A 25,725-nucleotide genomic window follows, 5' to 3' on the forward strand; every position below is an offset into this window, starting at 1 on the left:
AAGCGCATGCGCTTACCTCCCTTCTATTTCCGCTATTAAACTATCACATACTTCATCCTACTAATCTATCTCTATTAAATCCCTTTATCATGAACATCAAATCTTTGGCCGCCATCAAACAACTGCTAGTATGGTGTCTTCTTGTTGGCACCTTGTCTTCCTGCGGAAAGGACGAAGACCCAACTCCATTAGCTGAATTGGATTACCAACCTGTCAGCGCTGGCTCTACTTGGTCGTATGGTGGCTATAAAACATATACACAAACATCTCTAGGCTCAACCAAAAATATGGATGGTAAAACTTATAATGAGTTTGAGACGAAACAAGGTTCAACCACTACTGTAGGCTACATTCATAAGAATGCGGGTATATATACTACTAAGGGCCAAGACCCAACCATGGCAAATGTGGAGCTTACCTACTTAAAAGAGAATGAGCCTACTGGTGCCACTTGGGAACACACACTGGTAGTAAATGGCATTTCAACTAAGTATAAATTTACCTTAGTAGCTAAAAATTTAACTAAAACAGTAGAGGCCAACGAATACAAAGAAGTCATCCAAATTAAACTTGAGTCTACCTTTTATGTGATGGGACAAACTATACCAGGACCTCCTGCTAATTATTTTTATGCCAAAGGAGTTGGATTGATTCTCAGCGACTTTGGTAGTATGGGTAAAATCTCTTTAAAATCTTATACCATCAAATAATTTGTTTTTTAGAGTGCCCCTCCCTAATCTATGGGCAACATAATTCTACAAGTAGAAGCCCCATCAATTTAAAGTTGATGGGGCTTCTACTTGCCAAGGAAATTGAATGTTTGTTAAAGTGAAGTTTGCCACCGAATGAACAGTGACTTTCAGTTAAATTATAAAGCCGCAATAGCTTCAAATCTTTTAAATGACACTAAGTAAAACCCTCAACAAGCCCTCATAAATGATTGAAATAGAAACCCCCAGTAGCCCATTGGCAGATTCTATAAAAGAAGTATTTGAGGCATGCTCACTCCACATGACAGACTTTGAAGTAGAGCCAGAAAGCCAGAAATACAAAGCTTGTCGGTTTAGGGTAAATGGAGCGGTAGTTATAGGCAGAGACGCCAAGGTAACGCCCAAGAAGGTGGGGCAATTTGTGACCTTTTGGAAAAGGAATGAAAAAGGCATCATTGTGCCTTTCTTCGAGACTGACCCGATTGACTATTACACGGTGAACGTGAGGACGGAGAATCGCTTCGGGCAGTTTGTGTTTCCCAAAGCGGTGCTCATCAAAAGGGGCATCGTCTCTACAGAGCAAAAAGAAGGGAAGAGGGCGTTTAGGGTATATCCGCCGTGGGATGTGGTACATAGCAAGCAAGCAGAGCAATCACAGAAATGGCAGCTACAGTACTTCTCAGACTTGGACCCGGCTACAGACAGAACTCGCGCGAAGAAGTTATACACGAACCACCTGTAATCAATTCGATTTTAGCTTATTTCCTGGAAAACAGGCCAAAAACGGAAGCCCAGCCACTAGTAATGGATGGGCTTTTTCATACTTGGAAAAGGTTAATGTTTTGTTAAAGGTGAGGCGGGTGTTAGCTGTGCTGTCATTGTTTTGGTAACTAGAAGGTATTGCATCACTTTACCTTACATACCGCCAAAAATCTAGCTATGAGAAATTCTATCCTTACCATCATCTTTCTCTTCACACTCACCGTTGCCCAAGCCAAAGAAATCACCGCGCACATCATCTTTGAGAACCGAACCGCAAAACAGCTCACGGCGGGTAAGTTCTACATCAAGGAACTTGAGAAAACGTTAGACATCACCTCCACAGAAACCTTCACGGTGACCTTGCCGGAGAAAGGGAAATACAGCTTCGGGTTTAGGGCAGATGAGTTTGAGGCCTATACCATGTACCCCGCCAGAATCACGGAGAATAACAATATCATCACCATCCGGTTAGAGGCCAAATACTCAAAAATTGTCCCTAAGATAGAAATGCTGACTCCGGTCATAACCCACTTGACTAATGAGCAGCTAGACGCGTTGGTTACACGGGGAGAAGTCAATTTTATCTTCCACTGCCTCTATAAACTTAACTTAGACTTCACGGCGTTCCGAGCGACGTATGGCGTGGGGTACACAGCCAAAAACTGCGTCATTGACCCCGTTACTTTAAAGTATACTTCTGAGCATAATAAAAGGCTAGAGGAATACCTAACCCAGAAGTACGGCGAGGGCTGGAAGCAGGACTTGCCGGCGCATCCATTGGGAATTAAATAGCGTTTCGGCTTGATTTCCAGAAAACAGGCCAAAAACGCAGAAGCCCCGTCCAGTAGAAATGGGCGGGGCTTCTGCGTTCTACATTCACGTTTCATTACACCTTCAACTTGCCGTAGGGGATTCTTTTGGCGGCCTTGCGGGTGATGGCTTTGGTGATGGTGTTGGTGTCACTGCCCAGGTAGCGTTCCAGGGCTTTCTCGTAGTTCCAAAGCAGACTTCCGGTGGCGCCGTCATAAATCTTCATGACCGTAATGCCGGTGTTGGTAGGAGCGCCCAAGGATATGTTGGGGGTAGCCAACAGCTCATAGATGGCCATGGCAGCGGCCACTCCGTTAGAGAAGGGCTTATCAGTGGTAAGGGAGCCCATCATGACGGCGTCTACACCCAGCATTTGCGCCAGCTCAGCAGGTGTGTACTTGGTCAGTTCCTCGGGCTGGATGTCTTGCTCCAGCAAGATGGCGTTGGTGGTGGCAATGTCTTGCACTTTTACCTTTTCCCTTTTCTTGTTGATGGTCTGCAAGAAGTGTACTTGCAAAGCCCCTTGGATGGCACGCCCGTGCTGGCGTTCTAGTTCATAATGACGCTCCTCGCTGAGGTCCCGCATCTCATTCGGCCGAAGGCCTATTTTCACATCAAAGGGCAGGATGGCAATGGTCTTGTGCTGCTTGGCCACCGCCGTAAAAGATGGATTGGTGTACACAGATGGGCTACAGCTCTGGAGACTGCAGGCGGCGGCCACTACTGCCACCAAGAAAAAATGCTTCGGTTTCATAGTATGGGTTTGCTTAAATAGTAACAAGAGATAGACCATCCAACCTTAAAGACTGGGGATTCTTCAAAGGCTTTTCTTGGTCTGGGTATAGGCAAGATGCGTGGGGGAGGAGAATGGTTGCCTACGTATAAATAGATGGGTAAACCTGCCTTTACCCCTATGCACCGCTGGCTAAAAGATTTAAGAAAGGAGCAAGCGTTTTTGGCCTGATTTCCAGAAAACAGCCTAAAAACGGACCGCGCCTGCCAGAGATCTCCAGCAGGCCCGGCCTTGGTGCAAAAGGACTGTTCCTTATGACTTGATCTTTGAATACGGGAATTGTCTAGACGCTTTGCGCATGATGGTTGTGATGATGGTGCTGGTGTCGCTGCCCAGGCCGCGGGCCAGGCTCTTTTCATACTTCCAAAGCAGGTCACCGGTAGAACCGTCATAGATGTTGATGGTGGTCTTGCCAGAGTTGGTAGCTCCGTAGAAACCCACGGCTAAGCCCAAGGCCAATGAAGCACCGTCAGACATAGGCTTGTCTGTGGTGAACGTGCCCATAATCACGCCGTCTACGCCCAGAACCTTAGAAAGCTCAGCAGGCGTGAACGTTTTAATGTTCTCAGCAGTGATGTTATTCTTCAACAAAAGGGCGTTAGTGGTGTTGGCATCCTGGAACGAAACGGTAAAGTCGTCTTTGCCTTGCTCTTTTAAGAAATACGTTTGCAGGGCGCTTTGTACGGCCAGGCCTTCGTTCTTCTCCATTTCCTTCATGCGCTCCGGCGTCATGGCCTTCATTTGGTTAGGACGAAGACCGATGGTAGCTTGAAAAGGCAGAATGGCCAGGGTCTTGTGCTCTTTGGCCAAGGTGGAGAAGGCAGGATTGGTGTAGATTTCTCTGTTTTGGGCCATGCCGGTCACGCTCAGGAACAGAAGGGCCATGGCTGCTAGTAAATGTTTTGTTTTCATAAAGGGTTAAAAGGTTAGGAATGTGATGCTTAATAAGATGAAAACCACAAAGGTTAATTAAAAATAACAAAAGGATTCTCAACTTAATACCATGTAGACAGTTATACATACAGAAAACCCTATATCCTTGAAAATTTCTCTGCAAACCCGCGTCGCTCAAGACTACCTATCCGTGCTAGACCAGTTCAACTTGGACTTGTTCACCGCCTTGGCCCCGGCGTTCCCCAAAATGAAAGTGCTCAGGTTTGACGGAAGCTTTCCGGGCGACAGGGTAGAGATTGAATTGCAGGTAGGCCCTGTAAAAAGACGCTGGACCAGCCTTATCACCGAACGGCACATTACCGACCAAGAAGCTTGGTTTGTAGACGAAGGCCAGGAACTACCCGCCCCGCTCACCTACTGGCGGCACCAACACCTCATCACGCATCACGGCACTTACAGCATCATCCATGACTTGATTGAGTTCAGGACGAAGAACAGGGTGCTGGATTACCTGGTCTACCCTGTGCTGTACGCCCAGTTTGCCCTGCGCGGACCGGTGTACCAGCGGCTCTTCGGGAAAGCGTAGGTAATGCGTTTTTAGCCTATTTTCTGGAAAACAACCCAAAAGCGAATGACCAGCACCAGCTTGCCGCAAAACATTCTGAAGCCGGCAAGGGTTATGCCCACAAAAAGCGGGAAACTGCGTAGATTGGCAACATGGCAAAAGCGGTCATCATTGGTTCTGGGATTGGGGGCATTGCTGCGTCTATACGGCTGGCCGTGAAAGGCTATGACGTGACTGTGCTGGAGGCCAACGCCAGCTTTGGCGGCAAGATGACGCAGTTCACCTTGCCCGGCGGCTACCGCTTTGATGCCGGCCCATCCTTGTTCACGCTTCCGCATTTGGTAGATGAGCTCTTCACCCTGGCCGGCCGTAACCCGAAGGACTATTTCAACTACCAGCGCCTACCCGTAGTCACCGAGTACTTCTGGCCAGACGACACCCGCTTGACCGCCCATGCCAACACCCAGCACTTTGCCCAAGAAGTAGAGAACAAGCTGCAAGTGCCGCAAGAGAAAGTACTGGCGCACCTCAAGAAAGTAGCCCGCCTGTACCATGCCACCGAGGCCACCTTCCTGCACAAGTCGCTGCACAAGCTGAGTACTTTCCTGAGCCCAGACGTGTTGAAAACTTTGCCGGCTCTACCCGAGCTGGGCCTCATGACCACCATGCACGCCGCCAACGCCAAGGCCTTCACAGATGCGCGCCTGGTGCAACTCCTGGACCGCTACGCCACCTACAACGGCTCAGACCCGTATCAGGCCCCCGGCACCTTGAACCTCATTCCGCACCTGGAATTCAACATCGGCGCGTTTTACCCCGAGGGCGGCATCTATGCCATTGCCCAGAGTTTGGTAAAGTTGGCGGAGGAGCTGGGTGTGACGTTTAAGTACCAGGAACCGGTGCAGGAGATTCTGGTGGAAGGCCAACAAGCCATAGGGGTGAGAACGGCGAAGGCTACATATCCAGCGGAGGTGGTGGTCAGCAACATGGACATCATGCCCACTTACAGGAAACTGCTGCCCACGCAGCCCGCCCCTGAAACTACGTTGAAGCAGCCGCGCAGCAGCAGTGCCTTGATTTTCTATTGGGGTATTTCGCGCAGTTTTCCACAGCTGGACTTGCACAACATCTTCTTCAGCGGGGATTACCAAAAGGAGTTTGCGCACATCTTTAAGCAGAAAACCGTGAGCCCAGACCCAACGGTCTATGTAAACATCACCTCTAAATACACACCCTCAGACGCGCCCGCTGGTCATGAAAACTGGTTTGTGATGGTGAACGTGCCGCACAACGAGGGCCAGGATTGGGAGGACTTATCCACATACACCAGACAGGCGGTCTTGCAGAAAGTGAGCAAGGCACTGGGCGTAGAGATAGAGCCTTTGATCACCACAGAACGCGTTTGGACGCCTGTGGGGATTGAAGCCGATACCTCGTCGTTTGCGGGCGCTTTGTACGGCAGCAGCTCTAACAATAAAATGGCGGCTTTCCTGCGGCATCCCAATTTCACTTCAAAAATAAAGGGGCTTTACTTTGTGGGCGGCAGCGTCCATCCGGGCGGCGGCATACCGCTGTGCCTGCTATCGGCTAAGATTGTGGGTGATCTGGCCCCGGCTTCTTCAAATCTCGTGTCATCATGATTTCAACGCTTATCTCCACGTCTTCCAAAGATTTCAGGGAACGCTTTCTCCCATTGGGAATTGGAGTATTGTTCCTGTTCTATGCGGTGGGGTTCTGGGGATTGGGTTTTAGCGCCCATGAGCCTTGGTTCCAAGCCTTGGTGCCGTTCAACCTACTCTTAACCAACACCATTCTGTTTCTTTTCCACCGGGGCTGGACAAGGTCTTTCTTTCTGTTTGCCTTTACTGCCTGGGCTGCTGGTTTTCTGTTTGAATGGATTGGCGTTCATACTGGCCTTTTATTTGGTGAGTACAGCTACGGGGCAGCACTGGGGTTTAAAGTGGATCATATTCCGCTGTTGATAGGATTGAACTGGCTGATGCTGGTGTACAGTTCGGGGCATTTGGTGCAGCGCTGGATTTCTCATTGGCTGGTACGGGCATTTTTAGGCGCGCTACTCATGGTAAGCCTGGATGTGCTGATTGAGCCGGTAGCCGTTCGGTTTGACTTTTGGTCCTGGCACCAGAACCAGATTCCGTTCTCTAATTTCCTGGGCTGGTTTGGGGTGGCGCTGCTGTTGCAGGTCTACTTTCATAAAGCCGATTTCAGGAAAGACAATCCCATGGCGCCGTGGGTATTTGTGGTGCAGGTGCTGTTTTTCCTGGGCCTGTGGCTGGTTATCTGAAACAATTGGTACCTTCGGGTTTAGACTGTCCTGTTGTTGAAAACGCTAAGAGAAGCCCTTCCTGTTGTCCTCCCGTTCTGGGTCTTGGCCTTGCTGCTTACGTGGTGGCTACGGCACAACGGCTTCTTCTGGGACAGCATTCTGCTGGGCTCTACTTACGGCCAATGGTACTACACCACTAACTTTTCCACAGTCTTTGTCCCGCAGGAGATAGCTGGCTATCCACCCTTGTTTGGCATGTATCTGGCCGCCGGGTGGAAGCTCTTCGGGAAGACCCTTCCCGTCAGTCACTTCTTGATGCTCCCACTACTGCTGGGAACCGTTTGGCAAGTCTATTTACTGGCCAAGCGCTATCTGCCCAAATCCTGGCTACTGGTTGGGTTATTATTAGTCTTTCTGGATCCTACGCTGCTAGCCCAGAGTTCTCAGATGGCGCCAGATAGTGTATTGGTCTTTCTGTACCTGCTGGCCCTTAATTCACTTCTCAAAAAGAACAATGTCCTGCTGGCTATTGCTCTGGTATTCTTAGTGTTGCTCAGCCCTAGAGGGCAGATTATGGCGGTTTCCTTGTTTCTGACTAACCTGGTTATCCACAGGCTCTATCAGGGGAGTTTCACGGCTGACTACCTGGTGCGCTTACTGAAAAGGTACTTGCCCGCAGGATTGATGCTAGGGGGATGGCTGGCTCTGCATTACCAGGAGTTTGGGTGGATAGGCTTTAACCGGTCCTCTGACTGGGGAGCATATGCCGCGGTGGTGGACCCTATGGGCTTCGCTAGAAACATAGGATTGATCATTTGGCGCCTCCTAGACTTTGGACGGGTCCTGCTATGGCTGACAGTGTTTGTGCTATTGTGGCAAGGCAGAAAGCACCTTTCCAAAGAAGTCAAGGAACTGATTCTCCTTTTGTTGGTGCCGCTGCTTACGGTAAGCATGGTTTTGGTGTGGTTTACTAATCCTATCGCTCACCGGTATTGGCTAGTTGTCTACGTGTTTCTGGGGCTGTTGACGGCCAGGCTGCTTCTGGAGGTACAAAGCAAACCCGTTCGTTTTTCTGTGGTGGGGCTGTTGGTTGCCTCCCTGCTAAGTGGGCATTTCTGGGTTTATCCACAGCGGGTGGCCAAAGGCTGGGATGCCACGCTGGCGCACTTGCCTTATTATGAGTTGAAGAAAGAGATGCTCACTTATTTAGACCAGCAGCGCATTCCCTGGCAGCAGGTAGGTACAGACTTCCCTAATCTAGCCTCTTTGGCAAGCACTGATTTGACCAATGATACACGTACCCTGGCCAACAAAGACCTAACCCGACAATCTTATATCTTGTACTCCAATGTGTTCAACGACTTCACAGACCAGGAACTGGAGGCGTTGGCCTCTGATGATTGGACAGTAGTAAAAGAAGTGCGCCAAGGCCAGGTTTACATGCAACTATTCAAAAGGAAATAAGAACGAAGTCTATCAGGTACCTACGGTTTGACCTAAAAGCTACTTTCTGCTAAATAATTACCCAATTCAACATAGTAGAAAACATATATATTTATTTGCTATTCTAAGAGAAAGGGTTATTTTTGTTTAAGCCCAACTTCTAGGATATGCAGCACTCCCGAAGCAAAGAAGAGCTTTTACGACACGCCATGCGGTTTTTTTGTGCCAACGGCATCAAAGAAATCTCTCAACGCAGTATCCTGCGCGAGTTCGGGTTGAGTCCTGAGGAGTTTCAGCTTTCTTTCGTGGACAAAGAGGATTTCATACGGCAGGCAGTGGAGCTGTATTTGACAGAGCACACGGCAGAACAGACTTCGCTACAAGCCCAGAGTCATCATCCCTTAGCTGAGCTGGTGCTCATGATCCGGCACCATATTCTACAGCTGCAGCAGATCAATCCCAACTTCTTCATCCAGATCCAATACCTCTACCCGCGCGTCTGGATGCTATACCTACGCCATGTGCAAATTCACTCCTATTACATGTTCTATGATTTGCTCAACAAGTGCATAGAGCATAAATACCTTCGGCCCGACCTGAACATTGAGATTGTCACCAAGGTGCTATTAGAGCAGGTAAACATGCTGTTAAACCAGAACCTGTTTCCCAGCAATCGCTATAATCCTACAGAGGTCTTCAGGGGCATCTTCAAATATTACCTAAGAGGCTTATCCACGGACAAAGGGAATCTCTCCTTAGAAAACTTACTCTCTGAGGTTAACCTTCACGCTGAACAAATCAACTAACCCGCAGCTTTAGCGCACTTTTAGCTTAAGTTATCCACAGGCTTAACATGGAGGTGGGTTGGATACTTAAAATCTAAAAAGCTAGTCCCACTTTTACATTTAGTCTCGTTTTTAGCCTGCTTTCTGAGAAATAGCCCAAAAACGGATATTCTCATTGATAAGCCAGAAACAGCAGTTTTGCTTCCAATCAATCAGAAAAACAAAAAGCCTGTCCGTTTAGAGGACAGGCTTTTTGCTGTGGATAAGTAAGTGTTTTATCTCTTAGTTGATGGAGACTCTCACCTTTTGAGTGAACTCTCTTAAAGCGGTTTTAAAATCAGAACCGTTGTCCTCCATGTGGTTGAGGATGTAGATGGCGCCAAACACGTGGGTAAGTTTTTCGCCCTCGTCTTCGCCAACAATCTCAAAGGCAGGGTTTTCTTCGTTTAGCAATTGCTCTTCGGCGGCGCGCAGGCTGTCAATGGTCTGCGTCTCTACCAGTTGTTTAATAGCAGGTATCTTCATGTTCTTGTTAAGCTATTTTACGAACCATCTCTAACACGTACTCTTCTTTGCTGGTGGCAGAGCCTTCAACTAGTTCACCGTTCTTGAACACCGCGAAGAACGGCAGGTTGGTCACCCCGGCCAGCTTGCGGGCCTCTGGGCTAGTCTCTGCGTTCACGTCAACAAAAGAAACACCGGCAAACTCTTCATTAGCGGCCATGCGCTTAAATTTGGGAGTGAACAGGCGGCAGTTACCGCACCAGTCGGCGTAATACTTTACCACCACGCGCTCATTGCTTTCTAGCACGTTCTTAAAATCAGCGTCACTTGCTTGGATGATAGCCATATCTTGGATAGAAAATTTAAAATGGATACGTTTTGTCTTTGAGCAAACCAACAGGCCTGCCTAATGTTTAAAAGCATTTTGTATAAAATCGCCTTCAAAACGCAAAATTACCACAGAAAGTTTGGTTATGCTATGCCTTGCCTGCAATTGAGGTCACTTGGAGTATACCGCTGGCCTTGGTCTAGCGTGGGTTACTGTTGAAAACCCTGTTTAGGGAAATGAATGACCCACAAGCCTATGATGGTACCAATCTCATAGCCTTCGGGTTTGCCTTGGGCAGAGAACACGCGCAATTGGTCCAAGTCGGTGGCCATGAAGTTGAGAAGGCTGGGTTCTTCACAGCTGGCACAGTTACGCCGCTTGACCTGGATGGGCTTTTGATACACCAAGAAAGCAGTGGTTTCTTTGATTTTGGCTTGGGCATTAGGTGTCTTAGCGAACAAAGAGAAAGGCCGTTTCCATTGCTTTTCCTCCTTCTTGTTGAAAGGCTTTCTTTCTAGCTGGGCATGGTAGCGCTGCAACAGCTCTTGAACGGCCGGCAATTTGTCTGGCTGGGCCACAAAGAGGGCCTGCGCGCGGGGCTGGCTTTCGGCTAACTGCAAGAAAGAACCTTCCACTAGATGCACAATGGAGTCTCCTACGGCCGTGGCCAAGGCGTTTAACTGCTCAGAATCTACCGCGGAGGCAGCCGGGCGTTTATGGTCAGAGACGCTGCCGGGCGGAATCTCGGGCCTGGGGGTATCTGTACAAGCACACATCAGCCCCAACAGCCCTACTGCCAATACCCGCTTGTAGATGTTCACCATTTGGTTGTTAGATTGCTAGAGACTCCCTTTGAGACAAAGATGGGATGCAAGTTGTTCATTCACAACGTAACGTGTTTGCCGAGATTCTGTTTTTGCCCTGATTCCTGGAAAACAGCCCAAAAACGAAGGACATAAAAAAACCCCGACGCTTTTTGCGCCGGGCTTTCCACACACAACGTTAAAATTTACTCTATCTCTAGCTTTTCACCGCCTACAGATAACAGCTGCGTTGAAAGCCAACCTAGCGGCGGCCCCAGCACATATCCATTAGTAGCTAAGATCCAGGCTTTCTTACAAGCTGGCAGGGAGAAAAGTTAACGTTGGTAAAAAGAGGAAAGCGGGCACAAAGCCGATGCCCGAAAAAGCATGACTTCGATTTTAGGCTATCGTTTTTGGCCAAAACAGGCCAAAAACGATAGCTGCTTGCAAGAAGAAGGAGGGATGTGAAAATTTGGAAGCCGGCCTTGGCTTTTACAGCAGGAAAGGTAATTTTGGTAGACCCTTAGGTATCTTTGAATAATCACCTCATCCACATCTCCTGTTCATGAAAAACAGATGGGCCATCTCCATTCTCTTCACGGTAGCCGCCGTGCTGGCGTTCATTTCTTTGGGCATCACCTACTATACCACCGGTAGAATAGAATGGGTTCCCTTGCTTACCGTGATGGTCTCAGGAGGCTTGGCCTACATCATCTCTAACAAAAAGTAAGTTCTGCTGAGCTGGCATTACGGCGCTTAGGTTTCAATCAAGGTGGTTTTCACGCCCATCCAAGTTTGGTCTGTCGCCTTGCCTACCACGTAGGCTTGCACTTGGGTCTGCCCAATCCTATATACCTTTACGTCTTGCAGGTTTTTTTCCAGCCACTGCTGCAAGGCCGTAAACTTCTGGGCATTCTCCTGCTGCACAGCATCTCCTTCTGAGGTTCTTACCATGTTCCGGAAGAAATGCGCCAAGGTCACTTCCTCTACGGGCTGCCCTGACTGCCCCAACGCCTGCAGAAAGCCACTTGCGTCTTGCGCCGTGGCGCCCGCGGGCAAAGTAAACGGCTCTAGCGGGTATTCACTCTCACTGATGAACAACAGGCCCTGGCTCAGCTGCTCTAGTTCTTGGTATAAAGTAGACATAGACACCATAAAAAAAGCGGGGCCACTTTCCCGGTCAAGAAAAGTAGCCCCGCAAATGAGATAAACTTATTGCGTTGGACCAGAATCTACCCGTGACTCAATGGTGGCCTGCACCGTTGAGGACACGTTAGACAAGATGTTATAGCCCGTAGCGGCTTCAATGGCGTCTACCGTGGTGCGGTAAGAGCCCCATGTGCTGCTGATGCTGGTGGTGTTGGGGGTGTTCACGGCAATCACGCGGGTGCTGGTAGTCACGCGGGCGGCGTCACCGGTACCGTTAGGCAATACCACAATCACCTTCCAGATGCGGTTAGGCACGGTCACTTTGCCGCCGGCAATGGTTTCTTTGTAACCAGCGCTGCCGGTTCCGCCCACGCCGTAGCTGCCCATGATGATGTAAAGCTCGTTTCCGGCGTTGATCAAGGTACGGCAGTAGTTCTCCAAGCCCGCCCAAGTCTGTTGGTTGTTAGGACCCGCCTGCGGAATCATGTTTGACATCAAGAACGTGGCCGAGTTATCCGTCACGGTCAAGGTGCGGTCAGCAGAAGGGCAGTTATGGCCCCGGTCAAAGCCGCTTCCGGTGTAGTCAGAAGACGTTACTTTGTAGAAAGCCGCTGGCAATGACGTGTCTGCCCTAAAGTCATCCTGGCGCGGCGTGCTGCCTACCCAAGCGCTGCTCAAATGCCAGCTTACCCAGTTGGGCGTGCCGCGGTAGCTGTTGTAGGACATCACGTACTGTGATTTGCTCACCAGGTAATTGCTGTAGCTGGTGCCTGCACTGCTGGGATTGCCCATAGTCAGGTGTGAGTCTTTGGTGGCGGTAGCATCTTCAGTCCCAGTCACACTGGGGGATTGATTGGGCTCTACGTCTTCTGTAGAACAAGACACACTAAAGCCTACCAGCAAAGCCAGTACCAACGGACGATAAAATTTTTTCATGGATAGGGGTTTGGGGTTGGTTGAAAGTTCTAGAAATATAAGCCCTAACCGTCTAATACAAAACAAAATATAGCCAAACCCTATATTATTTTTTTGGCAATCGATTTCCCTAAAACCTTCTTCTAGGATTTTCGTTTTTGCCCTCTTTTCTGGAAAGTAGGCCAAAAACGAAATGGCGTGAAAGAAAGGTTGGAAGAAACCTAAAAAGGCGGTTACTTGCCTGCTTTGCTGCTTACTTCCTTTTAGCTTATGCTTTTCTTTCCCCGTCCCCAATCGCTGCTCTTCATCGTCATTTTTTGTTGGTTCTATTCCTTTCAACTGCACGCCCAAATAGCTCCCAAACGCGAGTTCAGGGGCGTCTGGATTGCCACCGTGTCCAACATTGACTGGCCCAGCCAGCAAGGGCTTTCGCCGGTTACGCAGATGGAGGAGTTCAGGTACATTCTAGACGAGCACCAGAAAAACGGCATCAACGCCCTGGTGGTACAGGTACGGCCCACCACAGACGCGCTCTACCGCAGCAGCAGGGAGCTGTGGTCACACTGGCTGTCGGGTAAGCAGGGCGAGGCCCCCAATCCGCCGTATGACCCGTTGGCGTTCCAGATAGAGGAGGCGCACAAGCGGGGCATGGAGTTTCATGCCTGGTTCAATCCGTATCGGGCCATCCATGACACCATCAGCGCCAACATCGCGCCCAACCACATCACCAAGACCCGGCCCGAGTGGTTTGTCACCTACGCCGGCAAGAAATACTTTAAGCCCGGCCTGCCCGAAGTACGCGAATACATTGTGGGCATCATCCTGGACGTGGTGCAGCGCTATGACGTAGACGCCATTCACTTTGACGACTATTTCTACCCATACCCCACCAGAGACACGTTCCCAGACGACGACGACTTCGCTCAATACGGTGCCGGTTTTGTCAACAAGGATGATTGGCGCCGCCATAACGTAGACGAGGTGATACGCGTCTTGTCTGACAGCATCAAAGCGGTCAAGCCCCATGTCAAGTTTGGCATCAGTCCGTTTGGCATCTGGCGAAACAAGAAGGAAGACCCGCGAGGCTCAGACACCAACGGCCTCACCAACTACGGCCAACTCTACGCCGACATCAGGGGCTGGCTGGAGAAAGGCTGGATTGACTACAACGTGCCGCAGCTGTATTTCAACATCGGCTACCAAGTGGCAGACTACGCCAAGCTGCTGGACTGGTGGAGCAAAAACAACTTCGGGAAGCATCTCTACATTGGTCAAGGTACCTACCGCGTGAACACAGACGCCCGGGTCAAAGAATGGTACAACCCTTTGGAGACCGGCAACCAGCTGCGCCTCAACCGCCAGACGCCCAACGTGCAGGGGAGCGTGTTCTTCAGCTCCAAGTCTGTCATGAGCAACCCATTGGGCGTGCAGGACACGCTCAGAAAAGACTTCTACAAATACCCCGCGCTGGTGCCTGCCATGCCTTGGCTGGATGATGTGGCCCCGCTGGCCCCTACAGAACTAAAAGCTACCTCCACGCTAGACGGCATCCATTTGGCCTGGAAAGCACCGGCCAAAGCGCCAGACGGGGAGATGGCTCGCTATTATGTGGTGTACCGCACGCCCAAAGGCACAGATATTGACGTGGAAAACCCGGCGCACATCTTGAGAATCCACCATGGCGGGCCTGCTTATCTGGACCAATCCGCGGTTTCTGGCCAGCGCTATACCTACCTAGTCACGGCTGTGGACCGGTTGCACAATGAAAGCAGGCCCTCAGAAACGGTGAAAGCCAAGCGAAAGTAAAGGCAACAGAGGAAGTTCTATCAGCCGTTTTTGGGCTGTTTTCCAGAAAATAAGCCAAAAACGGAAGTCTTCAATCGCGCGCGCTTTTTATAATTATTGCGTAGTTTTGAGGCATCTACAGTATTCACTTTATTCTTATAAGACATGAGCATACGCATAGAGAAAGACACCATGGGTCCGGTAGAGGTACCCGCAGATAAATACTGGGGCGCCCAGACGCAACGCTCTAAAGAAAACTTCACCATTGGCGGCCAGTTGATGCCCACCGAGGTGATTGAAGCCTTCGCCATCCTGAAGAAGGCCGCCGCTTACACCAACGCTGAACTAGGCGTTCTATCTCAGGACAAAGCCGAAATCATTGGCCGCGTATGCGATGAAATCTTGGCTGGTGACTTAGCCGACCAGTTCCCGCTGGTGGTGTGGCAGACCGGTTCTGGCACGCAGAGCAACATGAACGTGAACGAAGTGGTGGCCAACCGCGCACACGTATTGCTGGGCGGCGACCTGATGGACGAGAAAAAGCAGATTCACCCGAATGATGACGTGAACAAGTCCCAGTCCTCTAATGACACTTTCCCGACGGCCATGCACATTGCCGGCTACAGAATTGTGGCTGAGCACACCCTGCCTATGATTCAGAAGCTGCGCGACACGCTGCATGCCAAGTCACAGGAGTACATGAACGTGGTAAAGATTGGCCGTACGCACTTAATGGATGCCACGCCGTTGACGCTGGGCCAAGAGTTGTCGGGTTACGTGTCGCAGCTGGACCACGGCATGCGCGCCCTTAGAAATACCCTAGACCACCTCAGCGAACTAGCCTTGGGCGGTTCTGCCGTAGGAACTGGTTTGAATACCCCGCAAGGCTACGCTGAATTAGTAGCAAAGAAAATCTCTGAGTTCTCTGGCTTGCCCTTGAAAACCGCTGAGAACAAGTTTGAGTCTTTGGCCGCCCATGACGCCATTGTGGAAACCTCTGGTGCCTTGAAGCAGATTGCCGTGAGCTTGATGAAGATTGCCAATGACATTCGTTTGCTGGCCTCTGGACCACGTTCAGGTATTGGTGAAATCATCATCCCAGAAAATGAGCCGGGTTCTTCTATCATGCCGGGCAAAGTAAACCCAACCCAGGCCGAGGCCATGACTATGGTCTGCGCGCAGGTGATTGGCAATGACGTGGCCATCTCGGTGGGCGGCATGAACGGTCACTTTGAGCTGAACGTGTTCAAGCCGGTGATGATCTTCAACCTATTGATGAGCGCCCGTTTATTAGGTGATGCCTGTGATTCTTTTGACAAGCACTGCGCCGTGGGCATTGAGCCGAACTACGAGGTGATCAAGCGCCAGCTGGAGAACTCTCTGATGCTGGTAACTGCTTTGAACCCGCACGTAGGGTATGACAACGCCGCCAAGATTGCCAAGAAAGCCCACAAAGAAGGCACTACCCTTCGTCAGGCCGCTTTGGACTTGGGTCTGTTAACAGATGAGCAGTTCACGGAGTGGGTGAGACCAGAAGACATGATTGGATCATTGAAAGGATAAGCCGTTTTTGGCCTCTTTTGGCAAAAACAGGCCAAAAACGAAAGCCCTTCTGCTCACAAGCGGAAGGGCTTTTTTGCGATGTGAAAATCAAATAAAAACAAAGGCCGCCCTGTAACAAGGCGGCCTTTGTGGTTTTAGTGCTTATTGGTTTAGAACTACAGATACTTGTAATCCATGGTAACGGTGGCACCTGTTTCTGTGCGATTAATAGCCGTCACTTTGAAGATGACATAGTTGTCTGTACCCACCAGTTTGGCAATGTAGACGTCACCTACCAACAGGTCGGCAATGGAGGTCACCACGGCAGTAGGCACGGCATTGGCACCTGCGTAATACGCCTGACGCACGCTAGAGAAAGTAGCTGACGTATAAGCGGCGGCAGTGGACTTCACAAAGGCTGTGGTATTTTCTGCCTTCACAGCCACCTTGTTTCCGGCCACGCTAGTTACGGTGATGTCCTTGTTAGCGATGACATCAGTCCCTGCGTTGGTTCTGGCCACAAAGTTGAAAGACGCTGCATTGGCATCACCGTTCAAACCAATGGTAGCCGTGCTGGTTCCCGTAAAGGCTGTTGCCGCACTAGGCGTAACTGGCGCAGAGCTCACAGAGGCTGCTAACTTAGGAGACACTGACTTCGCCTCGAAACGGAAAATCACTTCCTGGCCGGCAGAGCTGGCAGGAACCGTCACGTCTACGTTTCTGGTTAAAGCCGCACCAGACTTAGTCAAGGCAATTCGTTGCACGCGGGTTTCAGCGGCTGCGCCTACTTTAGCATACACGTTCAAGCTGTCCAAGTCTTTGTACAGAATGGCGGTGGCAGGCGTAGTTGCGGTCACCGAGGTCACGCCGCCTTCGTTTAAGACCAATTCATACCGGATCACATCATTGGCTGCATTACCATACTGGGCCGTAGCGGTACGGTTGCTCACGCTTTTGATTCTGATAGTTGGCATGGCTTCGGCTACTCTAAAACTCACGCTTCTGGTCTTGGTGCTGTTGTTGAAACCAACACCTTTGGCGTCTAGCCGCACCGTTGCTTTGTTTGCCAAAGCAGGCACCACGTACTCTACTACCAGCGTGTCTGCCTTCTTTCTAACAGAGTAAGCCCCCTGTGCCGGAATAGTTTTCACTACAGTAGAGTCCTGGGTATCAATCTTCTGAAGAAGTACTATCTCCTTGATGTCAGACTTGTTGTACACCAACTCCATTTTCACGGTTTCCCCGGCGGCATATTTTGCAGCCACTGGCAACGTACCCGTAGCCTGTAATAGCTGGAAGGAGTCTTCGGTGATTTGATATTGGGGCTCATAGTCCTCTTCACAAGAGACAGCGGTCAAGCCCACCAAGGCAAGAACCGGCAAAGCCAGATATTTATTTAAAATGCGTTTCATGTCTTTGAATTAAATGCGTTTGACGTTGCTTACTGCTGATCCCACCACACCGGAAGGGTCACATAGTCTGGAGCGCCCCAGCCCATTCTGGCAACTTCGGCGGGGTTGTACTGGGTTTCTGTCTGCGCTGGAGGCAGTCTGCGCACCATCTTTCCACCTAGGTTAGGGTTCACACCTGTAGGCACCACAAACTCTGGATAAATGGCTGGATCAAAGTCAAAGCGGCGCATGTCTGACCAAGACTCTGGGTTCAGGAACATGGCAATGTACTTCTGCTCCATGATGTTCTTCAGGGTCAAGGTGGCCTCACTCTGCGCCACGGCCGCACTAGCCATATATGCAGTTTGAGCCGCCGCAGCCACTCCCAGCTTGGTCATGTGCGCGGTAATCCCGGCTTTGTAGGCTGTAAAGGCGCGGCTTTTGTCATTCTTCCGGAAGGCAGCCTCTGCTTCAATAAAGCGCATCTCAGAGTTAGTCACCAACGGGAACGGGCTGTTGTCTGTAGAATACCAGCCGCCATAGAAATCTGTCACAGCCGGCGCCGCCGTCTGACCGGCTCCTGGTATGGCACCGTTGCTCAAGGTAGGGGAGATGATGGCGAAGCGTGGATCATCTGCTGCGGTGGCATCACCTAAAAGAGTGGTCCCGTTCAAGTAGTTCACAAACATTCTCCCGAAGGTATAAGACCCCATGTTACCTCTGGTTGGACCAAAGATGCTGGTGGTGCTGGACTCTACGCTGGTAGGTTGTCTGTAGCCAATGGTAGCGTCATCTGCATTGTTCTTAATGCCTTTGTCAATGGCCGCTAACACCGCATCTGCACTGTAATTGGCTTTCTTGGTCAAGTGGTTTAACTGGCGCGCTCTAATGGAGTTGATCAGTTTAATCCATTTGGCCACATCTCCCTGGTACAGGATATCGCCGCTTACCGGGGTAGCCGTGTAGAAAGGACGCTTGTTCTCTGTGGCTGGCTTGGAGAACTCTGCCTCTGCCTCATCCAACAACTTGAAGATGGTGGTGTAGATTTCCTGTTGCGGGTCATACTTAGGGGCAATGTTGGTGTAGCCCTTCCAAGCCTCTGTGTAGGGCACGTCTCCCAGCATGTCTGTGAGGTGCGCCATGATGATGGCTTGCATGGTTTTACCAGCGCCCACATAATACGGAGAGCCTTCGGCCTGCGCTGTCTCTATCATCGGCCCAATGTTACTACCCACCAGGTAATAAGTATTGTTGAAGGTAGAGGTAGAGTTGCTTGGCGTAAAGTAATACTGGTCTGTGGTAATATTGGCTGTTCTGCCCGCCACGTTCTGGGTAATCTGCCCAACGCGCAACTCTGTCAACAACTGAACCTGCAAACCGTTGCCAATAATGCTGGGCAACAGGTAATTGGGGGTAGTGTCAACAGGGTTGTTTGGATCGTCATTTACATTCAAATAACTGTCACAAGAGGTAAGCGACATGCCTACCACTGCGCAAAATCCTATTATAAATTTCTTCATGATCTGAGTTCTCAATAATCTAGAATGATAGCTTAATTCCTAAGTCAACACCTTTCGTTCCGGGCACGCTACCGTAGTCAAATCCGCCAGAACCACCACCACGCACGCCAGAACCGGCTGCCGCAGTCTCTGGGTCAGAGCCAGAGTATTTGGTCAAAAGAAGGAGGTTGCGTCCTGTGGCGTTCAGCTCCACGTTTTTGAAAGGAATCTTGCCAAACAACTTGGTAGGCAGGCTATAGGCAAATGTCACGTAGCGCAGTCTCACCCAAGAGGCGTCTTCAATAAAGTCAGAGCCTACCACAGACATAATGTTGCGGTAGTAGCTTTCTGTCAATTCTACTTCTCTGGTGTTAGGCACATAGGTTACTTTTCCGTCAGCGCCGGTCACGGCCACTACGCCCGGGAATACCGCTTTCTTGTATCTGTCCAGGGTACGGTTGCTTAAGCCGCTGCTTACCAGCGTAGCCTCGTTTCCGTTCACTACCACACCACCTTTTCTAATGTCTGCCAAGAAAGACAACGACATGTTTTTGTAATTGAAAGTGTTGGTGATTTGCAACGTAAAGTCTGGGGCACGGTCACCGGCATAGGTGAACTTCTGGTCTACAAATGTTGGGTAGCCCGTTGAGCTGATGATCATCTGGCCGTCTGGGGCACGCTCATACTGCATGGCGCCTAAGGCACTCAAAGAGCTTCCCTGGAAAACAGAACCTCTGGCAAACGGCACAATCCATGAATCTGACTGGTAGATCTCGGTTAATGGGAACGGGATAGAAATCACTTCGCTTCTGTTACGGGCAAAGTTGGCTACTACGTCCCAGGCAAAATCACCTTTCTGAATGGCAGTCCCTGACAAGATGGCTTCCACACCACGGTTCTCTACCGTACCGCCATTGATGTATTGCAGAATGAAACCAGAAGCCTGGCTCAAACGTGGGGCAATGATCTGATCAATGGTCCTGTCTTGGTAATAAGTAACGTTGAAGCGCAGGTTGTTCTTGGAGAAGTTGAAGTCAAGACCCGTCTCAAAAGATGCTTTGGTCTCTGGTTTCAGCTCTGGGTTACCGCCAAAGAAGTTGTTTCTAAAGCCGCCACCTAAGAAGGTGTTGTTGGTCAACGGCGAAGACACGCGGTACGGTGGCGAATCTTTTCCTACCTGGGCGTAAGAAACGTTGAACTTACCAAACTTCAAGAAAGAGCTAGAGCCCAAGGGCAGGTGCTCTGTGAACACGTAGCCCAAGCTGGCAGAACCATACGCAAACGAACGGTTTTTCACCGGCAGGGTAGAAGACCAGTCGTTACGGCCCTGTAGTTCTAAGAACAGGAAGTTATCATAGTCAAAGCTTACGCGGCCAAACGCCCCAATCAACCTGCGCAGGGAGTTTCTCTGAATCACGCTACGGTTAGTGGTGTTGTTCAAGCCCACAAAGTCTGGGTTCTGAAAAATCAATCCCAAATAATCTACGCCTTTGGTTTCTGTCTGCTCTACGGTGTTACCCAATACAAGACCCACGCCAATTTTCTCGGTGATGTCTTTGTCTGCGGTCACTACAAAGTTAGAGGTGTACTGCTGGAACTGGTTCACCGTCACGGCCAAACCACCTTGCTGGTTGTTGATAAGCGAGGTACCTGGTGAGCGCACGCTCTCAGTACGCTCTGTGTACACATCAGAACCTAAGCGGTAGTTGATTTTCAGCCAGTCTGTAGGGTCAATGGTCACGCCTACGTTGCCAATCATGCGCTCTACTCTATCTGTCTGCGGGTTTTTGTTAACCGTGAAGTAAGGGTTGTCAATGTCACCGGTTACGCTTTCCAGCAATCTACGGCGCGAACCGTCCGGGTTTTGCCAGTCGGCCATGTTATCATTTAAAGGCCAGTTGAAGATACTCACCAGGAAACCACCGGTACCGCCAAAAAGGCCCGGGCCTTGCAAAGCTCTTTTGCCACTGGTCTGTAAGTAGTTGGCAGAACCGTCAAAGGATAAGTAGTCATTGAATTTAGAAGTACCAGCCACGCGTACAGAGTTCTTCTCATATTCTGTCTCAGGCACCACCCCACCTTGGTCTAAGTGGTTAGCCGAGATATAGAAGTTGGTCTTCTCAGAACCGCCAGACACACTCAGGCTGTGGTTCATCTTGAAACCCGTTTGGAAGAACTCTCCAATGTTGTCATACACAGGCTCGCCCTCCAGGAATTTAGGCCCCCATGATCTGCGGGTGGTAGGATCATACACGCCGTTGGTGCCTTGCTTGTACACACTCTGTACCTCTGGCAATCTGTTTACCTGGTCAAAGGAGAACATGGCATTGTAAGAAACAGAGGTCTGACCCGCCACACCTTTCTTAGTGGTGATAATCACGGCGCCGTTACCGGCACGCAGACCGTACAAAGCAGCGGCGGCTGGTCCTTTCAAGACTGTGATAGAGGCAATGTCATCTGGATTCAAGTCACCAGCCCGGTTAGAAGAACCCACTGAGCGGCCTAATAAACCGTTGAAACCACTACCAGCCCCAGGAGCCGTTGACTCTTGGAAAGAGGAGTTGTCTACCGGAATACCGTCAATCACAAATAGCGGCTGGTTATCCCCGTCAATAGAAGAACCCCCTCTAATCACAATGCTGGCACCCTCACCGGCTCCGCCACCAGAACTGATGATGTTCACCCCGGCCACTTTGCCTTGTAGGGCATTCACCACATTCTGCTGTCTGGTTTCTTCCAGCGCTTTGCCAGAAACAGACTGCACCGCGTAGTTGATGGATTTCTGCTCCTGGGCAATGTTAAAACCAGTTACCACTACTTCTTCCAAAGCTTTGGCGTCTGATTTTAGCACCACGTCAATGGTATTGTCCACACCCACGGTACGCTCCTGAGAGAGCATGCCAATGAACGTATAGACCAGCACGCTGCCCGGGGCAGCCTGGATGGTGTATTTACCATCTCCGTCTGTAGAGGCACCGTTGGCAGTCCCTTTGACCACCACACTTACTCCTGGCAGGGCCGTGCCGTCATCTGAGGAGGTAACCCTCCCGGTAATGGTTTTGCTCTGGGCAAAACTTGATTGCACTATGAGGAAACTCATAGCAAACAACATAAGCCGTAACGCTATCTTCATAGAAAATAATTGGGGAAAAATTGGTTAAGGGGACTAAGAAAAGATATAAGTGAGAAAAACTTAAGGTATGTTTTCAAACAGAGAACTGCTAAAAATTTAGACACACACTCCCAAATTTATGATTTCCTTAAATCATTGTTAAACATTTGACCGACTTTTAAAATTTTATTAATTACTTACTTGAGCAATTACTCTTTATGAGCACTCTGCACGCATCTCAAAAGACTAATAATTTAGGAAAGAGACATTAGACCGTATTTTGTATTCCTAGTGTCACAGCTATTTAATAAGAGCTAAGACATTTCATTTAAATACCTGACCGGCAATAACATACTCATCCATACTCATATTTTTCCCTCGTCCCGTGCCTGCCTCTACTAGCTCCCTTGAAATCCCACCTATAACATCCTCTAAGCCCACCGGCCCTGTAAGACTAAGATCCTTAGATGTCTTTAGGGGCCTCACGGTGCTATCTATGATTTTGGTGAACAACCCCGGCAACTGGGGAAAGATATATTCGCCGCTTAAGCATGCCACCTGGCACGGCTGCACCCCCACCGATCTGGTGTTTCCGTTCTTTCTGTTCATTGTAGGAGTTTCCATTGCGTATGCCTTGGACCGCAACAAACATTTACCCGAGACGCATAAGGCCACGCTGCTAAGGATTGTGCAGCGCGGCCTTACCTTGTTTGCTCTGGGAATGTTCCTGGCGCTGTTCCCCAAGTTTGAGGTTGACACCGTGCGCATACCAGGCGTACTACAGAGAATAGGAGTAGTGTTCATCATAGCCGCCATTCTTTTCTTGAAAACCAGCAGACGCACGCAAATCTGGACGACTATTGTCCTTCTGGTAGGCTATTGGGCCTTAATGATGTTCGCGCCGGTGCCGGGCATAGGCATGGCCAACTTGGAACCTGCTACCAACTTGGCAGCCTGGCTGGACAACACCTTGCTTTCTGGTCACCTCTGGAAGCAATCCAAAGTCTGGGACCCCGAGGGCATCTTAAGCACCCTGCCCGCAGTGGCAACAGCACTGACTGGGGTATTGGTAGGACAATGGCTGAAGAAACCCAGTGTTGAAGCAGGAGAGAAAATTGCTTGGCTTATGGTCTGGGGCGTCATCTGCGTCTGTCTGGGGCTTGTCTGGGATCTGCACTTCCCTATCAACAAAAGCCTCTGGACCAGTTCGTACGTTTTGTATACCTCGGGCTTGGCCATGCTGGGTTTAGGCCTCTGCTATTGGCTTATTGACGTGAAGGGCTATCGTAGGTTCACCACGCCGTTCTTAGTCTATGGAGTGAATGCCATCACGGTCTTCTTTTTGTCTGGGTTGATTCCACGCATCATGGGTATGATCAAAATAGACACCGCTAACGGCGAGGTAGACAGCAAAACGTGGTTGTATGAGTCTTTTTACACCCCGTTCCTGTCACCTATCAACGCCTCTCTGGCCTGGGCCCTTACTTGGATTGCCTTCTGGATGCTCATCCTGTGGGTCATGTATAAGAAAAACATCATTATTAAGGTCTAAAAGTGCTTGTCAATGCACAGCCTACACATTTCCGTTTTTGGACTGTTTTCTGGGAATTAGCCTAAAAACGGAAGAAGTTTATCCACCTGCCTATACTGGTTGGTCCTTCTTTTGGGGTGGGAGATGATAAGGCATTTAATGCAGAACTTTATCCTTAATCAGTCTCTCACGTAGACAAGCACCATATGGAAAAAACCAGACCGTCCTTCATACGCCAACGGATTAACAGCTTCGGGTTTGCTTTAAAAGGAATCTCCTCGGCGTTCCGGTCTGAGGTGAACCTGCGCTGGCACGTGCTGTCGGCGGGATTGGTAGTGGCAGTGGGCTTTTACTTCGGGCTGACTACGGTAGAGTGGGCGCTGGTGTGCACGGCCATTGGCTTAGTTTGGATGGCCGAGTTGTTCAATACTGCCATTGAGGTGGTGGTGAACCTGGTGTCGCCGGGGCCGCACCCCATGGCGGGCAAGGCCAAGGACATTGCCGCGGGGGCCGTACTCATCGCTTCACTCACGGCTGCCGTCATTGGCCTACTAGTATTCTGGCCGTATTTGCGCCAACTCCTGGAATATACCAAGTAAACATTCTTTCTGAGGCACCCGTTTAGTACTTTTGCGCAAATTCTAGGGCGCGGCTCTGGAATGGTTTACCAAATTTACTTTTATGACTACCAATGACGTCCTCCAGAACTTAACGCAGTACAACGTATGGGCCAACACCCGGGTACTCAAAAGTTTTGACAGAATAGAAGGCGAACTGCCAGATTACGCCGTTTTGATGTTCAGCCACGTGTTGAACGCCCAAGCCATCTGGATTGCCCGTATTACCGGCACCAAAAGCCCCGTTACCGTTTTACAAGTTCACTCTTTAGAAGAATTGCATCGTCTGGCCCAAGACACTTCCACTAAACTGGTAGAGATTTATGCCAATGCAGATGAAGCCGAGCTGAACCGCCAAATTGAGTACACCAACACCCAAGGCAAAGCGTATTCTACCAAAGTGCATGATATCCTGACCCACGCCATCAACCACGCCACCTACCACCGCGGACAGGTGGCCCGTGAGCTAAGATTGGCCGGACATGAGCCCATCAACTCAGACTACGTGACCTACGTGCGCATTCAGTACGGACAGGATCTAGAACTGTAATTACATCGTTTTTGGTCTGTTTTCTAGAAAATAGCCTAAAAACGATGTACCAGATAAAGAAAAAGGGAGCCCTGTAGAAAGGCTCCCTTTTTTATGCGTTAGACGCTGAATTAGGCTAGTTCAGGTCTGTATTTGCCATGGTGGTGATTTGGTCATTGGTCACTACTACGTTAGTCACTTCTTTGTTTTTGTACGGCTCTGTGGTAGTGAACTGCACTTTATAGGTACCAGCTCTCAAACCTTTGATCAAGAAACGTCCAGCGTCATCCGCAAAACCACCCACGGTATCATTAGCGGCAGAAATCACCAAGATACCTGGCTTGGAAGCGGCTGGCGTTACGGTTCCTTTGATTCCACCGGCCACGGCCGTAGTAATAGTTCTGATCACTGGCTTCAGGTTATACTCACCGCTGTTACCGCGGGGCACTACAGACTTGGCCGCGTCAAAGTCCAGCAACACCACGTAGGTCACGTCTTCCTCTAAGGTAGTATTCAATTGCAGTTTCAAGCCCGAGGTCTGACCGCTAGGCGTGGTCAACGGTCTTAGGGTGTTCTCGCCTTTCAGCTTTAGGGTGTTGTTGTTGCCCAGTACCAACCTGATCTGGGTGATGGCGCCGGCGGGCAGCGTGGCGCTGGCCAGCAAGGTATCGCGGCCATTGGCGAAGTCCAGCAGGTTGTACACGCCTGGCTTGATGTTGTCCAAAGTCACCCATCCCGACTCGTCGCCGGTGGCGTTTCTGTGGATCTGTACTGATTTGATGTCTACGTTTACCTCGTCATAGTCACCGGGGGCGTCTGTGAGGCGCACTTCCATGCGGGAGGTACCGGTCACTTCTTTGTCATCCTCTGAGCAGGCAGAGAAGCCCAAGGCTCCAAACAAGAACAGGGCGGCTACAATAGATTTTTTCATGGGTAAAAAATTAAGGGTGGGGGAAATTACACTGGTGTGT

At 50.0% G+C, this 25,725-nt stretch carries 25 protein-coding genes; 14 read left to right on the forward strand and 11 right to left on the reverse strand.

Translation table 11 applies throughout. The features are described 5' to 3' along the window. The first annotated feature begins 89 nt into the window (after window positions 1–89). From TH61_RS06225 to TH61_RS06235, 3 genes are all read left to right on the forward strand, one after another. Window positions 90–710, forward strand: coding sequence for a hypothetical protein (locus tag TH61_RS06225; protein ID WP_071887798.1), 621 nt, complete (start codon window positions 90–92; stop codon window positions 708–710). Window positions 711–936: 226 nt separating this feature from the next. After that, on the forward strand, window positions 937–1,452 hold the full coding sequence (locus TH61_RS06230) for a MepB family protein (protein ID WP_066507312.1): 516 nt from the start codon (window positions 937–939) through the stop codon (window positions 1,450–1,452). A gap of 197 nt (window positions 1,453–1,649) precedes the next feature. After that, window positions 1,650–2,264, forward strand: coding sequence for a hypothetical protein (locus TH61_RS06235; RefSeq protein WP_066507315.1), 615 nt, complete (start codon window positions 1,650–1,652; stop codon window positions 2,262–2,264). Between the two features lie 94 nt (window positions 2,265–2,358). On the opposite strand, the gene TH61_RS06240 is transcribed toward TH61_RS06235, so the two are convergent. Next, window positions 2,359–3,036, reverse strand: a complete 678-nt coding sequence (locus TH61_RS06240; RefSeq protein WP_066507317.1) for a hypothetical protein — start codon at window positions 3,034–3,036, stop codon at window positions 2,359–2,361. A gap of 291 nt (window positions 3,037–3,327) precedes the next feature. Further along, window positions 3,328–3,987: a hypothetical protein gene (locus TH61_RS06245; protein ID WP_066507318.1), complete on the reverse strand. Its 660-nt coding sequence runs from the start codon at window positions 3,985–3,987 to the stop codon at window positions 3,328–3,330. A gap of 127 nt (window positions 3,988–4,114) precedes the next feature. On the opposite strand from TH61_RS06245, the gene TH61_RS06250 reads away from it, so the two are divergent. The 5 genes from TH61_RS06250 to TH61_RS06270 all read left to right on the forward strand — a co-directional run bounded on the left by TH61_RS06250 (window position 4,115) and on the right by TH61_RS06270 (window position 9,070). Then, a complete protein-coding gene (locus tag TH61_RS06250; protein ID WP_066507320.1) occupies window positions 4,115–4,555 on the forward strand; it encodes a hypothetical protein in 441 nt (146 codons plus the stop codon). 131 nt (window positions 4,556–4,686) lie between these two features. Further along, window positions 4,687–6,174, forward strand: coding sequence for a 1-hydroxycarotenoid 3,4-desaturase CrtD (gene crtD / locus TH61_RS06255; protein WP_066507323.1), 1,488 nt, complete (start codon window positions 4,687–4,689; stop codon window positions 6,172–6,174). Then, window positions 6,171–6,839 carry a carotenoid biosynthesis protein gene (locus TH61_RS06260; protein WP_066507326.1) on the forward strand — a complete coding sequence of 223 codons (669 nt, stop codon included), beginning with the start codon at window positions 6,171–6,173 and terminating at the stop codon, window positions 6,837–6,839. The genes crtD and TH61_RS06260 overlap by 4 nt, the downstream gene beginning before the upstream one ends. Window positions 6,840–6,875: 36 nt before the next feature. Next, window positions 6,876–8,285 carry a hypothetical protein gene (locus tag TH61_RS06265; protein ID WP_157600605.1) on the forward strand — a complete coding sequence of 470 codons (1,410 nt, stop codon included), beginning with the start codon at window positions 6,876–6,878 and terminating at the stop codon, window positions 8,283–8,285. A 146-nt stretch (window positions 8,286–8,431) separates the two neighbouring features. Then, window positions 8,432–9,070: a TetR/AcrR family transcriptional regulator gene (locus tag TH61_RS06270; RefSeq protein ID WP_066507331.1), complete on the forward strand. Its 639-nt coding sequence runs from the start codon at window positions 8,432–8,434 to the stop codon at window positions 9,068–9,070. A gap of 261 nt (window positions 9,071–9,331) precedes the next feature. Here the strand turns inward: TH61_RS06270 and TH61_RS06275 are convergent, their stop codons facing one another. From TH61_RS06275 to TH61_RS06285, 3 genes are all read right to left on the reverse strand, one after another. Continuing rightward, a complete protein-coding gene (locus tag TH61_RS06275; RefSeq protein WP_066507333.1) occupies window positions 9,332–9,574 on the reverse strand; it encodes a hypothetical protein in 243 nt (80 codons plus the stop codon). 7 nt (window positions 9,575–9,581) lie between these two features. Beyond that, the gene (locus TH61_RS06280) at window positions 9,582–9,899 is read right to left on the reverse strand and encodes a co-chaperone YbbN (RefSeq protein ID WP_066507335.1); all 318 of its coding nucleotides are present in this window, start codon (window positions 9,897–9,899) and stop codon (window positions 9,582–9,584) included. 191 nt (window positions 9,900–10,090) lie between these two features. Continuing rightward, window positions 10,091–10,705: a hypothetical protein gene (locus TH61_RS06285; RefSeq protein WP_066507337.1), complete on the reverse strand. Its 615-nt coding sequence runs from the start codon at window positions 10,703–10,705 to the stop codon at window positions 10,091–10,093. Between the two features lie 544 nt (window positions 10,706–11,249). On the opposite strand from TH61_RS06285, the gene TH61_RS18115 reads away from it, so the two are divergent. Beyond that, window positions 11,250–11,414: a hypothetical protein gene (locus TH61_RS18115; RefSeq protein WP_157600607.1), complete on the forward strand. Its 165-nt coding sequence runs from the start codon at window positions 11,250–11,252 to the stop codon at window positions 11,412–11,414. A gap of 26 nt (window positions 11,415–11,440) precedes the next feature. Here the strand turns inward: TH61_RS18115 and TH61_RS06290 are convergent, their stop codons facing one another. Together TH61_RS06290 and TH61_RS06295 are read right to left on the reverse strand one after the other, a co-directional pair. Continuing rightward, on the reverse strand, window positions 11,441–11,830 hold the full coding sequence (locus TH61_RS06290) for a nuclease A inhibitor family protein (protein WP_197464108.1): 390 nt from the start codon (window positions 11,828–11,830) through the stop codon (window positions 11,441–11,443). 66 nt (window positions 11,831–11,896) lie between these two features. After that, entirely contained in the window at window positions 11,897–12,769 is an 873-nt protein-coding gene (locus tag TH61_RS06295) for a DNA/RNA non-specific endonuclease (protein ID WP_066507343.1), read from the reverse strand. A 249-nt stretch (window positions 12,770–13,018) separates the two neighbouring features. Here TH61_RS06295 and TH61_RS06300 point away from each other — a divergent pair, with 249 nt between their 5' ends. Both TH61_RS06300 and fumC read left to right on the forward strand, forming a co-directional pair. Then, a complete protein-coding gene (locus tag TH61_RS06300) occupies window positions 13,019–14,554 on the forward strand; it encodes a glycoside hydrolase family 10 protein (protein ID WP_082780312.1) in 1,536 nt (511 codons plus the stop codon). A 144-nt stretch (window positions 14,555–14,698) separates the two neighbouring features. After that, window positions 14,699–16,096, forward strand: coding sequence for a class II fumarate hydratase (fumC, locus tag TH61_RS06305; protein ID WP_066507349.1), 1,398 nt, complete (start codon window positions 14,699–14,701; stop codon window positions 16,094–16,096). A 155-nt stretch (window positions 16,097–16,251) separates the two neighbouring features. Here fumC and TH61_RS06310 read toward each other — a convergent pair whose 3' ends face one another. Genes TH61_RS06310 through TH61_RS06320 form a run of 3 tightly spaced genes read right to left on the reverse strand, consistent with a single transcriptional unit; the run spans window position 16,252 to window position 22,065 of the window. After that, window positions 16,252–17,487, reverse strand: a complete 1,236-nt coding sequence (locus TH61_RS06310; RefSeq protein WP_066507351.1) for a hypothetical protein — start codon at window positions 17,485–17,487, stop codon at window positions 16,252–16,254. 29 nt (window positions 17,488–17,516) lie between these two features. Continuing rightward, the gene (locus TH61_RS06315) at window positions 17,517–18,986 is read right to left on the reverse strand and encodes a SusD/RagB family nutrient-binding outer membrane lipoprotein (RefSeq protein ID WP_082780313.1); all 1,470 of its coding nucleotides are present in this window, start codon (window positions 18,984–18,986) and stop codon (window positions 17,517–17,519) included. A 19-nt stretch (window positions 18,987–19,005) separates the two neighbouring features. Next, on the reverse strand, window positions 19,006–22,065 hold the full coding sequence (locus TH61_RS06320) for a SusC/RagA family TonB-linked outer membrane protein (protein ID WP_197464109.1): 3,060 nt from the start codon (window positions 22,063–22,065) through the stop codon (window positions 19,006–19,008). Window positions 22,066–22,573: 508 nt separating this feature from the next. Here TH61_RS06320 and TH61_RS06325 point away from each other — a divergent pair. From TH61_RS06325 to TH61_RS06335, 3 genes are all read left to right on the forward strand, one after another. Continuing rightward, window positions 22,574–23,629, forward strand: coding sequence for an acyltransferase family protein (locus TH61_RS06325; RefSeq protein WP_157600608.1), 1,056 nt, complete (start codon window positions 22,574–22,576; stop codon window positions 23,627–23,629). 185 nt (window positions 23,630–23,814) lie between these two features. After that, window positions 23,815–24,207, forward strand: a complete 393-nt coding sequence (locus TH61_RS06330) for a diacylglycerol kinase family protein (protein ID WP_066507371.1) — start codon at window positions 23,815–23,817, stop codon at window positions 24,205–24,207. Window positions 24,208–24,289: 82 nt separating this feature from the next. After that, the gene (locus tag TH61_RS06335; protein ID WP_066507377.1) at window positions 24,290–24,775 is read left to right on the forward strand and encodes a DinB family protein; all 486 of its coding nucleotides are present in this window, start codon (window positions 24,290–24,292) and stop codon (window positions 24,773–24,775) included. A gap of 115 nt (window positions 24,776–24,890) precedes the next feature. Here the strand turns inward: TH61_RS06335 and TH61_RS06340 are convergent, their stop codons facing one another. After that, a complete protein-coding gene (locus TH61_RS06340) occupies window positions 24,891–25,685 on the reverse strand; it encodes a DUF4382 domain-containing protein (RefSeq protein ID WP_066507380.1) in 795 nt (264 codons plus the stop codon). Between the last annotated feature and the right edge of the window lie 40 nt (window positions 25,686–25,725).

It is taken from the genome of Rufibacter sp. DG15C (assembly GCF_001577755.1).
In the GTDB taxonomy this organism is placed as follows: Bacteria; Bacteroidota; Bacteroidia; order Cytophagales; family Hymenobacteraceae; genus Nibribacter.